Origin of the sequence: Aedoeadaptatus coli (assembly GCF_900343085.1) — a bacterium.
Classification (GTDB): domain Bacteria; phylum Bacillota; class Clostridia; order Tissierellales; family Peptoniphilaceae; genus Aedoeadaptatus; species Aedoeadaptatus coli.
The window spans coordinates 56,389-68,854 of the sequence record NZ_OPYI01000001.1 but is presented as its reverse complement, the minus strand read 5'-3'; the positions used below and the strand labels follow the sequence as shown (position 1 = coordinate 68,854).

At 52.6% G+C, this 12,466-nt stretch carries 10 protein-coding genes; all 10 read right to left on the bottom strand.

All coding sequences use genetic code 11. The features are described 5' to 3' along the window. Positions 1–51: 51 nt before the first annotated feature. The gene (locus tag DG046_RS00380) at positions 52–390 is read right to left on the bottom strand and encodes an ArsR/SmtB family transcription factor (protein ID WP_108830643.1); all 339 of its coding nucleotides are present in this window, start codon (positions 388–390) and stop codon (positions 52–54) included. After that, entirely contained in the window at positions 390–1,262 is an 873-nt protein-coding gene (gene rsmA, locus DG046_RS00375) for a 16S rRNA (adenine(1518)-N(6)/adenine(1519)-N(6))-dimethyltransferase RsmA (protein WP_108830642.1), read from the bottom strand. The genes DG046_RS00380 and rsmA overlap by 1 nt, the downstream gene beginning before the upstream one ends. After that, complete coding sequence (gene rnmV / locus DG046_RS00370; RefSeq protein ID WP_234411428.1) at positions 1,255–1,803, bottom strand: ribonuclease M5; 549 nt, start codon at positions 1,801–1,803, stop codon at positions 1,255–1,257. The genes rsmA and rnmV overlap by 8 nt, the downstream gene beginning before the upstream one ends. Next, positions 1,791–2,564 carry a TatD family hydrolase gene (locus DG046_RS00365; RefSeq protein WP_108830641.1) on the bottom strand — a complete coding sequence of 258 codons (774 nt, stop codon included), beginning with the start codon at positions 2,562–2,564 and terminating at the stop codon, positions 1,791–1,793. The genes rnmV and DG046_RS00365 overlap by 13 nt, the downstream gene beginning before the upstream one ends. Positions 2,565–2,572: 8 nt before the next feature. Next, positions 2,573–4,546 (bottom strand): methionine--tRNA ligase, encoded by a 1,974-nt coding sequence (metG, locus tag DG046_RS00360; protein ID WP_108830640.1) that lies wholly within the window; start codon positions 4,544–4,546, stop codon positions 2,573–2,575. Between the two features lie 343 nt (positions 4,547–4,889). Beyond that, positions 4,890–5,324, bottom strand: coding sequence for a hypothetical protein (locus DG046_RS00355; protein ID WP_108830639.1), 435 nt, complete (start codon positions 5,322–5,324; stop codon positions 4,890–4,892). Between the two features lie 105 nt (positions 5,325–5,429). Further along, positions 5,430–6,086, bottom strand: coding sequence for a DUF6198 family protein (locus DG046_RS00350; RefSeq protein WP_108830638.1), 657 nt, complete (start codon positions 6,084–6,086; stop codon positions 5,430–5,432). 339 nt (positions 6,087–6,425) lie between these two features. Further along, a complete protein-coding gene (locus tag DG046_RS00345) occupies positions 6,426–8,489 on the bottom strand; it encodes a helix-hairpin-helix domain-containing protein (protein ID WP_108830637.1) in 2,064 nt (687 codons plus the stop codon). 56 nt (positions 8,490–8,545) lie between these two features. Then, on the bottom strand, positions 8,546–9,655 hold the full coding sequence (prfB, locus tag DG046_RS00340; protein WP_108830636.1) for a peptide chain release factor 2: 1,110 nt from the start codon (positions 9,653–9,655) through the stop codon (positions 8,546–8,548). A 17-nt stretch (positions 9,656–9,672) separates the two neighbouring features. Then, complete coding sequence (secA, locus tag DG046_RS00335; RefSeq protein ID WP_108830635.1) at positions 9,673–12,411, bottom strand: preprotein translocase subunit SecA; 2,739 nt, start codon at positions 12,409–12,411, stop codon at positions 9,673–9,675. Positions 12,412–12,466: the final 55 nt, after the last annotated feature.

Genomic DNA, 12,466 nt, shown 5'->3' with positions numbered 1-12,466 from the left:
CAAAATAATTCATCTATTCGATTTTTCAATTTATACCCGCGAGGTATTGGCTTAATCATCTTCTCCGATTTTATGCATGGCGTGGGTGTAGCCCATGGAAAAGAGGGTCTCCACGTGATCGTCGTCCAGGGAGTAGTAGACTTTGCGTCCTTCCTTTCTCGAGCGAATCAGTCCTTCTTCTTTTAAAAGAATCAGCTGATGGGAGATGGAGGATTGGCTCATGCCTAAAAGCTCCACAAGTTTCGACACATTGCAGGTGCCGAGCATGAGGGCATACAAAATCTTCAGTCGCGTGGGATCGGCCATGACTTTAAAGATGCCGCTCAGGCTTTCGATTAAGGGCTCGTTTTCTACAAAGGCGTAAAAAGTCTCGTCTCTGTATTCCGCCATCAGTCGCCCTCCTTTTCTACTTTCGGAAAATTTTTCGCCAAGATCCGATACTCTTCCACGGTAATGGCCTCGGCGCGGCGATTGGGCTCGATGCCCGTCTCGGCCAAGGCCTGAAGTATCTGATCTTTTTCGATGTCGAAGCCGTAGGTGGACAGGGCGTTTACCACGGTTTTTCTCCGCTTGGAAAATGCCGCCCGCACCACGGCCTCGGCGCGCTTTAGGTTTTCCCCGTGATCGGTTTTAAAATTCGTGAGGGCCAAGACGGCGCTGTCCACATTTGGCTGGGGCATAAAGCAGGTGCGGGGCACGGCGAGGGCCACGGACACCTCCGCCCGCATTTGCAGGAAGACGGAGATGGAGCCGTAGGCTTTCGTCCCGGCCTTGGCCGCCATGCGGCTCGCCATTTCTTTTTGCACCATAACGTGCACCGATTTCAAGGGCAGATCCGAATCGAAAAGATGCACCAAAATCGGCGTGGTCACGTAATAGGGCAGATTGGCCACCACTTTAATTTTGTGATCGCCGAATCGGGCCGCCAGTTCTTTTTTCAGATCGGTTTTGAGTACGTCTTTGTAGAAAATTTCCACGCCTTCGTATTCGCCCAGGGTCTCATCGAGAATGGGTTTTAAGTGCTCGTCGATTTCAACGCAAAAGACCTTGGCGCCGCGAAGGGCCAATTCTTCCGTCAAGGTGCCGATGCCGGCGCCGATTTCCAAAATCACGTCCCCTTCGCCCACCTCGGCGCTGTCTGCGATGGCGCGGACGATGTTTCCGTCGATGAGGAAGTTTTGGCCAAGGGATTTTTGAAAGCGAAAGCCCCACTTTTCCTGAATTTCGCGAATGCGTGCCGGGCTGTAAAGTCGTTTATTCACCGAACACCTCCCCGTAAATTCGCTCAAATTCTTCTACCGTAATGCCGAAGCTGTTGAGCCTGCGCAGAAATTGCTTGCCGTTGCCGTGGCCGATGCCCAATGCCTCAGCCATTTTTTCGCGGCGATCGGCCGCATCCGATGCCCCCGTCATGCCGTAGCGAATCATGTCCGCCTTGGTAAATATTTCCTCGTAGGATTTTTTCATGGGTTTGGCGCGAAAAATCGCCTCCCGAATGTCCTCGGGCCGGGCGTTTTCGATGCCGATGTCGTCTTTGTAAAGGGCCTTGTCCTGAGGCAAATAGGCTTGCTTCGGCGAAGCCAAAGCTTCCGTGAGCCGGTTTCGGATTTGCTTGCCCATGTAGTCGGGGTCCGTGAGAATAATGACTCCCCGCCGCGCTTCCACTTTTTTCAGCTCGCGCAAGAATTTCTCGCCGAAGGCGTAGCCTCCGGTGGCCATGACGTCGCAATTCAGGGCGCTCTTCACCCGGGCGATGTCGTCTTTTCCCTCGACCACGATCACTTCTTGTATTATTTCTTCCATTTGTAAAACCGTTTCGTGTTTTCATCCGTGTGCGCCACAAGATCCGCCACGTCCATGCCCCGAAGAGCGGCGAAGTTTTTCGCCACATAGGCCACGTACTTTGGCTCGTTGCGCTTGCCGCGATTGGGCTCCGGGGTCATGTAGGGGCAGTCCGTTTCAAGAAGCAGGCGATCCAAGGGCACGGCCGCCGCCACTTTTTTCGGCACTTTGGCGTTTTTAAAGGTGGTCACGCCGCCCAGGGAAATGTAGCAGCCCAAGGCCATAAAGCGCGCCATCATTTCCACGGAATAGCTGTAACAGTGAATGAGCACGTGGTGGCCGGGATGGGCCTCGAGAAAATCGCGGACGATGTCGTAGGTTTCCTCTGCCGCATCCCTGGAGTGGATCACCAGGGGCAGATCCACTTCCGCCGCCAAATCGCACATGGCGCGAAAGACGTCTCGCTGCACGTCGCGGGGCGAATTTTCGTAGTAGTAATCCAGGCCGCATTCGCCGATGGCCAGGACCTTTTCGTCCTTTGCCAGGGCAATTAATTCCTCGCGCACGGCGGCATCATAATACTGTGCCTCTTGAGGGTGAATCCCCACCACGGCGTAGAGGCGGTCGTGTTTTTTCGCCAAGTCCGCCACGGCGCGGGATGTCTCCATATCGCTTCCCACATTCACTACGGCGTCCAGGCCGTCAGCTTCCATGCGAGCGATAATTTCTTCTCGATCCTTGTCAAATGCCTCATTTTCCAAATGGGAATGGGCGTCTATCATAGATCCTCCTAACTGATTTGTGCGCCGGATTTTAATTGTTCCATGGTGGTGGCCAGGGACAATTTTCCGTCTTCATCTTCCGCCGCAAGGAGCATGCCTTGGGACAGGACGCCGCGCAGTTTCGTGGGCTTTAAGTTGGCCAGGAGCAAAATTTGTTTGCCCGTGAGCTCTTCTTTCGTGTAATATTCTTTGATGCTTGAGCAGATGACCCGCTTTTCGCCGCCGACGCTGAGATTTAACACGTAGAGGCGATCGGCATTGGGGTGATCTTCTACGGAATCCACGGTGGCGACGCGAATATCCAATTTATCGAAGTCGTCGATGGTAATCTCCGGTTTCAGATCCAAGGCTTCCTCTTCTTCTTCCACCGCTTCGCCCTTGGCGAGTTTTTCCGCTTTCCGCTTTTCGATGAGGGCGTGGTTGGCATCCCAGAGGCGTTTCGTTTCTTCTTCGATGTCCAGACGCGGGAAGATGATCTTCTTTTCGCCGACGTGTTTGCCCGGTTCCAGCAGGCCCCAGCGCGTGGCGTCTTCCGCTTCAAATTCTTTCGTCGCCGTAATTTGTTCGGCGATGGAAATGGCCGTGTTGTTCATAAAGAAGGACAGAAGGATGGAGACGATGCGCAAAGATTCCGCCAAATTGTAGAGAACCGTATCCAGGCGTTTCTTTTCGTCTTCGCCGCCTTTGGCCAAGACCCACGGTTCGTTTTCGTCCACATACTTGTTGCTGCGGCGGACCAATGTCCAAATGGCTTCAAGAGCCGTGGAGAATTGGTAGGTTTCCATTTCCTTTTCCAACTCGCCCCAAATGCTCACGGCCAGGTCCTTTAATTCTTTGTCGACGGCCGTTTCGTCGTGAGGCGCGGGAACGATGCCGTCGTTGTATTTTTCGATCATGGAGACGGTGCGGGACACCAGATTCCCCAAGTCGTTGGCCAAATCGGAATTGAGGCGCTTCATAAAGCTTTGTACATTGAAGCTGCCGTCGTGGCCGAAGGAGAATTCGCGCAAGAGGAAGTATTTCAGGGCGTCGACGCCGTAAAGGTCGATAATGGGTTCGGGATAAATAATATTGCCCTTGGACTTGCTCATTTTGTCGTCGTCGAAGAGAATCCAGCCGTGGCCGAAGATTTGTTTCGGCAGGGGCAGATCCAGTGCCATGAGCATGGCGGGCCAGATAATGGTGTGGAAACGCATGATTTCCTTGCCTACCAAGTGCACATCCGCCGGCCAGAAGTTTTTAAATTGCTCGTCGTCGGTGCCGAAGCCCGCGCCGGTTAAGTAGCAGGACAGGGCGTCGATCCAAACGTAGATGACGTGTTTGTCGTCGAAGGGAACGGGAACGCCCCAGTCGAAGGTAGAACGGGTGACGGACAAATCGTCTAATCCGTCTTTTAAGAAAGAGTTGATCATTTCGCTCTTTCGATAGGCCGGTTGGATAAATTCCGGATGATCTTCGTAGTATTGAAGGAGCTTGTCGCGGTATTCGGAGAGGCGGAAGAAGTAGCTTTCTTCGTGTTGCAGGTGGGTTTCGCGGCCGCAGTCGGGGCACAAATGCCCTTCCAGCAATTGGGATTCGGCCCAGAAGGATTCGCAGGGCGTGCAGTAGTAGCCTTCGTATTCGCCTTTATAGATTTCGCCCTTGTCGTAGAGCTTTTGGAACAACGCCTGCACGTTTTTTTCGTGTTGGGGATCCGTGGAGCGCACAAAGGAATCGTAGTGAATGTCCATGGTCTTCCACAAAGCCTTGGTGTCGTCGACAATGGCGTCGATGTACTCCAAGGGTTCCTTGCCGGCTTCCTTGGCCTTTTCCTGAATCTTTTGGCCGTGTTCGTCGGTGCCGGTAGTGAACAGGACATTGTAGCCTTGCAGGGTTTTAAAACGCTTCACCGCATCGGCAGCCACGGTGCAGTAGGTGTGGCCAATGTGTAGATTGTCGCTGGGGTAATAAATGGGCGTTGTGACGTAAAAGTTCTTTGACATGTATGCCTCCTTGCATATAGATGATATGCTCGACCATAGAGGATGGCCGAAAAAAATTTCTTGTAACAATTATACTATCAAGGCAAGTTCTGCGCAATAAACCCGCGTCGTGCTATACTTTTTAAAGAAGCTGCAAAAATAACAAAGAAAAATAGAAAATCCACAAAAACCATGACTTGTCGGCGGCGATTTCAGCAGCGATATCCGCTTTTAATTGAAAAAAGAAAAGGCCTTCACCGTTAAGTGGCTCGTGCCTCTTCTTTGTCATTTCATGATTATACTTTTCCTGAATTTAATCTTATTTTTGTATCTTTCAACGCCGCACCTCAACCTATACGCATCCCTATTGCAATGGCTTCACATGAAAATCAACAAAGTACAGATCGACGATGAGCGTGGCAAGCCATAGGGCAATGAGCGGGAACTTCGAACCCGCGAATGTTGTAAGCTCCGCAAAAGGAAAATCCCACGAAATGCTCCGTCCGGCATCGATGATCTCCAGTGGCAAAAAAACCAAGATTTCATTGACGAGCAATGCGATAACAAGGGATACAATCTGCGACCTTATAAAATCCCGCCCTGAAATCTGCGATCTTTTTCTGAGTCCGCATAAGAGCAAAAGCCACAGAAAGAAAGTAAGAAGCTGACTCACACGACAGACCACAAGATCGTCCCCAAACATAAAGCTGAAAAGAAATCCGACAGCATTTGGAAACAATGCCCAAGGAATCATTCGAAATAGAAAGGGATTACCCGATTTTTTCTTTGCCATCATCATTTTAATCTCCCATCAACATGGCTTTATATTATCGCGTTGTCCGTTCTCTTCATATGGAAATAGAGACATGGATGCAATCGTCCCTGTCTCTATTTTCATACTCAATTATGCGTTTTTCTCCATGCCGCCTTGGCTTACTTGCCAAGCCGGTGCCTTCATCTTTAATTCAAACTGGCCGACTAAGTAAGACGAAACGATGGTCGTCATAAAGGAAAAGACCAGTCGACTCGGCGCGATGTAGCTTAAAGACAAAGCCAACACCACGGCGTCGGTAAAGAAGTAGGCGCGGGAAATGGGCCACTTCATTTTTTTCGAAATCACCATGGCCAGGGCGTCGTCGCCGCCGGCACAGCCCCCGGCCGTTACGGCAATGCCGCAGCCGCAGCCGATAAAGATCCCGCCGGCAATGGCGGCGAGTAAGGGCAAATGGTAGAGATTGGGAAGGACGGGGCCCATAAAGTTAAAGATCCAGTAAAAGCCGGAAAAGCCCATGGTGGCGACGGCCGACTTCTTTAAGAAGCGAGCGCCCAACATGGAAAAGCCCAATGCGTAGCACAGGCCGTCCAGCACCGGCGATACATAGGCCAGGTTCAGGCCCACGACTTTCTTTAAAAACAGGCCCAAGCCCAAGACGCCGCCCTCGGTTATTTGAGAGGGCTCGTGGACATTGACCACGCCGAAAGCCATAATCGCGCAACCCAACATGATTTTGAAAAAATCTTTCTTCGTTAATTCAAGGTTTCTCAGCAAAGAACTGAGCATAAATGTCACTCCTAATTCGACGATTAGGGAACCAAAAAAAGACTGCCGCCTTAGGTTCTCCTAAATTCGCAATCTTCGGATGGTGTCGATGCTTTTTGTTTTGCTGATTTTTTCTTATAAAAACTCTGAGCCAACAGATGTGCTTAACGGCTCGAAAAATCCCACATCAGGCACTTCTCGAACACTCATCGCATACCCTGCATCAGATAAAAACTACCGATTAAATCGGTAACCACCGTAATCAAACAGTACTATCGCACACAGTATATCACATCAACGATCTTTATTCAATCGCCTGTGCCCCCGAAAAGAGAAAAAGCGGGGACTTCCCCGCTTCGATTACTCCTTTATATCCAAGGAAATCCTGTCTCGCTCTACATCCACTTTTTCGATGACCACCTTCATGCGGTCGCCGACTTTTAAAAGATTATAGATGGCGGTGTTTCTCTTGCCCTTCATTTTTGAAATGTGCAGCAGCCCTTCTTTCTTTACGCCGATGTCGATAAAGGCGCCGAAGTCTACCACATTTTTCACCACGCCTTCAAGCTCCAGGCCGGGCACCAATTCTTCCATGGTGAGGGCCGAGCGGCGCAGGCCCACATCTTCCGTATCGCCTCGGGGATCGCGTCCGGGTTTTTCCAATTCCTTGCGAATGTCTTCCACGGTAAAAGCGCCGGCATGGGCGAGGATTTCTCTTTCCTCGTCGGTGAGGCTTTCTTCCCTGAGGATCAATTCCGCCAAATCGTAGGATTCCGGGTGGACGCCGGTGCGGTCCAGGATGTTTTCGCCGTTTTGGATCCGCAAAAAGCCCGCCGATTGCTCAAAGGCCTTTTCACCCAAACCCTTCATCTTTTTTATCTCTTTACGATTTTTAAAAGCCCCTTCGCTTTCCCGATAGGCCACGATGTTTTTCGCGAGGTTCGGGCCGATTCCCGCGACAAAGCGCAAAAGGGAGGGCGAGGCGGAATTAATGTCCACGCCCACTTCATTGACGGCGCCTTCCACCACGCCCTGCAGGCGATCGTCAAGGGCTTTCTTATCCAGATCGTGTTGGTACTGGCCCACGCCGATGTGGCGCGGCTCGATTTTCACCAGCTCCGCCAGGGGATCCTGGAGGCGTCTCGCAATGGAGATGGCGCCGCGGACGGTGACGTCCAAATCGGGAAATTCTTCGATGCCCAGCTCCGATGCGGAGTAGATGCTGGCGCCGTCTTCGCTTACCACGGCGTAGGCCACGTCCCAGTTCTTCTCTTCGATGAGGTTCGAGACGAATTGCTCCGTTTCGTAGCTGGCCGTGCCGCTGCCAATGGAAATAAATTTCACGCCGTATTTCAGGACCAGCCGCTCGATGATTTTTTTCGCCTCTTCCACTCTCGCCTTCGGCGGCGCGGGATAGATGACGGCGTTGTCTAAAAACTTTCCGTTTTCATCCACCACGGCCACTTTGCAACCCGTGCGGTAGCCCGGGTCCAGGCCCAAGACCACGTAGTGGCCCAGTGGCGGCATGAGGAGGAGTGGCTTTAGATTTTGCGCGAAGACCTCGATGGCATCGGCCTCCGCCCGCTCCTTTAAATCCCGGCGAATTTCCCGCTCCAGCGAGGGAAAGAGGAGCCGCTTAAAGGCATCTTCCGCCATGGGAAGAAAGGCCGCCCGCTTTTCCTCGGAGGGACCGGCGACCTGCACGATCATGGAGATCAGCGCCTCTTCGCCGCAGAGAATCTTTACCTTTACGGCGCCTTCCGCTTCTCCGCGATTCATGGCGAGAATGTTGTGGTTTTTCACCTCTTTCAGAGGCGCGGTGAAGTCCCCGTACATGGCGTAGGCGGGATCCGCTTCCTTGCCTTCTTCCGTCGCGAGCACGCCGCGCCGCCACAGGTAGCTTTTCAATAAGCGGCGCACCTTGGCGTCGTTTGATACGGCCTCCGCCACGATGTCGCTGACGCCTGCGAGAATTTCTTCTCGCTCAAGGCCTTCAAAGGCGTCCACTCCGTCTTCAAAATCCTTTAAGGATTCGTCGGACAAAAAGTTTTCCGCCAGGGGCCCCAGACCCTTTTCCATGGCATCCGTGGCGCGGGTTCTCCGCTTGGGTTTGTAGGGGCGATACAAATCTTCCAAGGTCTGCATGTCCCAGGTGGCGTCGATGGCCGCCTTTAGTTCCTCGGTGAGTTTGCCCTGGCTCTCGATGGTATTTAACACCGTCTCTCTGCGGTCTTCCACCTTTTCCAGTTCTTTTTTTCGACCTTCGATCTTACGAAGGGCCTCGTCTTCGATGCCGCCGGTCACTTCTTTTCGATAGCGGGCGATAAAGGGCACGGTGTTGCCCTCATCTAAAAGTTTCAGGGTGGCGTCCATTTGCTCCGGGGCGATGTTAAATTCCCCGGCTAATATCCTTCCGATGGTCATGGTTCCTCCATTTAAAAAGAGAGGGCGAGCCTCTCTTCTTATTCTCTATTCGCGATTTAAGCTTCCGCTTTGTCTTCCAGGTAGGCATTGATGAAGGGATCCAAATCCCCGTCCATGACGCGACTCACATCGCCCATTTCAAAGCCGGTGCGGTGGTCTTTCACCATGGTGTAGGGTTGGAAGACGTAGGAGCGGATCTGAGAGCCCCAGGCGATTTGGGAATAGTTCCCCGCCAGGTCCTCGATCTTTTCCTTTTGTTCCTCTTCTTTTAATGCCACGAGTTTGGCCTGAAGCATTTTCATGGCCTGCTCGCGGTTTTGAATTTGACTGCGCTCGTTTTGACATTGCACCACAATGCCCGTGGGAATGTGGGTAATGCGCACGGCGGAGTCGGTGGTGTTGACGTGTTGGCCGCCGGCTCCGGAGGAGCGGTAGGTGTCGATTTTTAAATCTTCCTGATTGATTTCCACATCCGTGTTGTCGTCCAGTTCCGGATAGACGTCCACGGAAGTAAAGGAAGTGTGGCGCTTTTTCGCCGCGTCAAAGGGCGAAATGCGCACCAGGCGATGCACGCCTTTTTCCGACTTCAAGTAGCCGTAAGCGTGGGGCCCGGAGATCAGAAGTGTGGCCGATTTAATCCCCGCTTCGTCCTCTTCCAGCATGTCCAGCACTTCCACGGAATAGCCCTTGCCTTCGGCGTAGCGCGTATACATTCTCAAGAGCATATTCGCCCAGTCTTGGGCCTCCGTGCCGCCGGCGCCGGCGTGAATGGCGAGAATGGCATTGTTCGTGTCGTACTCGCCGTTTAAAAGGGTTTGGATTTTAAAATCGTGGGCCTTTTTTTCAATGGCATCGAGGCTTTTCTTAAACTGATCGTAGAAACCGAAGTCGTCCTCTTCTTCCATAAGCTCCAGCATCACCGCCGACTCTTCCATGGCTTCCATGAGCTCGTCGTAGACGTCGGTGCGGGATTTCAGGGCGTTTTGCTCGCGGATCACTTTTTGTGCCGCTTCGGAATCGTCCCAAAAGCCGGGCTCCATGGTTTTTTCAGTTAAGGCTCGATTCTTTTCCTTCAGACCGTCGATGTCGATGCTCTTCGCCAGTCGATCCACCAGCTCTTCAACCGCTTCCAGTCGACCCCGATCCAAAAATAAATTTTGCTCCATAGGGTTCCTTTCGGGACTTAGGCGTTTTTGCCGTGGCAGTGTTTGTACTTCTTGCCGCTGCCGCAGGGGCAGGGATCGTTGCGACCGATTTTCTTTTCCGTGCGGCGAATGGGTTCTTGCACGCCGCTGTCGGGATTCACGGTCTTCACTTCCTTGGCCACTTGTTTCCGTTCCATCTTTTCGGGATTTTGAACGTGGAACATAATGCGCACGGTTTCTTCGCGAATGCTTTCGTTCATGGCTTCAAACATATCGAAGCCTTCTTCCGCATAGGCGCGGACCGGGTCGATTTGGCCGACGGCCCTTAAGCCGATCCCTTGACGCAATTGATCCATGGCGTCGATGTGATCCATCCAGCGTTGGTCGACGACCCGAAGAAGAACCACCCGTTCCACTTCGCGGAAGGCTTCTTCGCCGAATTCTTCCACCTTTTTGGCGTAAGCTTCCTTGGCTTCTTCCTTCATAAAGCGCTTGATCTCGTCGGCGCTTGCCGTTTCATGGCCGTCCATAAAGTTTTCGTCGAAATCGAAGGCGGCGCGGCCGAAGCGGTAGATGCCTTCGTAGTCGATGTATTTTTCGTGTTTGTCGTTGACTTTCACGTTAAAGTCCACGGTGTCGTCGATTAAATCTTCCGTCATGGAGGCGATGTCGCCGGAAAGGTCGTCGCCCTTCAATACTTTTTCACGTTCGGAATAGATGACTTCCCGTTGCTTGTTCATGACGTCGTCGTATTGCAAGACGTTTTTACGAATACTGAAGTTGTTGCCTTCGACCTTGCGTTGGGCCGATTCGATGAGGCGGGTGAGCATTTTCGCTTCGATGGGTTCGTCTTCCGGGGCGTCGATGCCGTCCATGACCTTTTTAAAGCGGTCGCCGGCAAAGAGGCGGATGACGTCGTCTTCGGCGGAAATGTAGAACTTCGTGCTCCCCTTGTCCCCTTGACGACCGGAACGGCCCCGCAATTGATTGTCGATACGACGGGATTCGTGGCGTTCGGTACCGATAATGTGGAGGCCGCCGGCGGCGATGACCTTTTCTTTTTCGGCGTCGGTTTCCACCTTGATTTCGTCGCGCAGATCGCTGAAGCGCTTTCTTGCTGCCAAGATTTCTTCGTCGTCGGTTTCGAAGTAGCTGTCTGCCGCTTCGATCATTTCATCTTCAAAGCCTTCTCTGGCCATTTTTTCCTTGGCCATGTACTCGGGATTGCCCCCGAGGACGATGTCGGTCCCACGACCGGCCATGTTGGTGGCGATGGTGACGGCGCCGTAGCGACCGGCTTGGGCGACGATTTCGGACTCTTGTCTGTGGCGCTTCGCATTCAATACCTTGTGGGGAATGCCGCGTTTTTTAAGATAAGACGAAAGTTTTTCCGATTTCTCGATGGATACGGTACCCACGAGGATCGGTTGGCCCGTGGCGTGGCGGCGGGCGATTTCGTCGGCCACGGCACGGAATTTCGCATCTTCCGAGCGATAAATGGCGTCGTCTTGGTCCTCACGGATGACTTCTTTGTTGGTGGGAATTTCCACGACGTCGATGTTGTAGATTTCTCTGAATTCCGATTCTTCCGTCATAGCCGTCCCGGTCATGCCGGCGAGCTTTTTGTACATACGGAAGAAGTTTTGGAAGGTTACCGTAGCCAGGGTTTTCGATTCGGCCCGCACTTCGATGCCTTCCTTCGCTTCGATGGCTTGGTGCAGGCCTTCGGAGTAGCGGCGGCCGTACATGAGACGACCGGTAAATTCGTCGACGATGATGATTTCGCCGTCGTCCACCACGTAGTCGATGTCTTTGTGCATGGTTCCCTGTGCCTTTAAGGCTTGGTGAATGTGGTGGAGAAGCTCGGTGTTGTCGGGATCGGTTAAATTGTCGATGCCGAAGTATTTTTCAGCCTTGCCTTGGCCGATTTCGGTCAAAGTGGCGGTCTTTTGCTTTTCGTCGATGACGTAGTCCACGGTTTCGTCGCGGAATTCGCGGTTAAAGCGGTCTTCCGCTTCTTCCGCCTGATCCTTGATTCTAAAGCTCAAGGTGTCCACGAAGTTTTTCGCTTGGGTGTAGAGTTCCGTGGATTCATCCCCTTGACCGGAGATAATTAACGGGGTACGGGCTTCGTCGATTAAGATCGAGTCCACTTCGTCCACGATACAGTAGTACAGTTCCCGTTGAACTTGGTTTTCCTGATAGACGACCATGTTGTCGCGAAGGTAGTCGAAACCGAATTCGTTGTTGGTCCCGTAGGTAATGTCGGCGCCGTAGGCCACTTGCCGCTCTTCCGGCGTCATGTCGTGGAGAATACAGCCAACGGACATGCCTAAGAAGGTATACACCTTGCCCATCCATTGCTTGTCCCGTTCGGCCAAGTAGTCGTTGACCGTGACCACGTGGGCGCCCTTGCCGGCCAAGGCATTTAAGTAGGCGGGCAGGGTGGCGACCAAGGTCTTCCCTTCACCGGTTTTCATTTCGGCGATACGGCCTTGGTGCAATACAATCCCCCCGAGAATTTGCACGGGGAAGTGTTTCATCCCGAGAACCCGGTCGGCGGCTTCGCGAACCACGGCAAAGGCTTCGGGGAGGATGTCGTCGAGGCTTTCGCCGCCGGCCACACGGCCTTTAAATTCAGCGGTCTTTGCCTTTAATTCTTCGTCGGTTAATTTTTGCATGGCACTGTCCAAAGCGAGGACTTTTTCCATGATCGGGCGGATTTTTTTAATCTCCCGATTGGAGTAGGTGCCGAAGATTTTATCTAATAGAGACATTTATACACGTTCCTTTCACTAACTTTCTATTTTAGCAAATCCGCCCGAATCCCGC

Bases quoted from the DNA above. Each gene is read 5' to 3' on its own strand.
- DG046_RS00380 (WP_108830643.1), bottom strand. From the start codon at position 390: ATGGCGGAATACAGAGACGAGACTTTTTACGCCTTTGTAGAAAACGAG.
- rnmV (WP_234411428.1), bottom strand. From the start codon at position 1,803: ATGGAAGAAATAATACAAGAAGTGATCGTGGTCGAGGGAAAAGACGAC.
- DG046_RS00365 (WP_108830641.1), bottom strand. From the start codon at position 2,564: ATGATAGACGCCCATTCCCATTTGGAAAATGAGGCATTTGACAAGGAT.
- metG (WP_108830640.1), bottom strand. From the start codon at position 4,546: ATGTCAAAGAACTTTTACGTCACAACGCCCATTTATTACCCCAGCGAC.
- DG046_RS00355 (WP_108830639.1), bottom strand. From the start codon at position 5,324: ATGATGATGGCAAAGAAAAAATCGGGTAATCCCTTTCTATTTCGAATG.
- DG046_RS00350 (WP_108830638.1), bottom strand. From the start codon at position 6,086: ATGCTCAGTTCTTTGCTGAGAAACCTTGAATTAACGAAGAAAGATTTT.
- DG046_RS00345 (WP_108830637.1), bottom strand. From the start codon at position 8,489: ATGACCATCGGAAGGATATTAGCCGGGGAATTTAACATCGCCCCGGAG.
- prfB (WP_108830636.1), bottom strand. From the start codon at position 9,655: ATGGAGCAAAATTTATTTTTGGATCGGGGTCGACTGGAAGCGGTTGAA.
- secA (WP_108830635.1), bottom strand. From the start codon at position 12,411: ATGTCTCTATTAGATAAAATCTTCGGCACCTACTCCAATCGGGAGATT.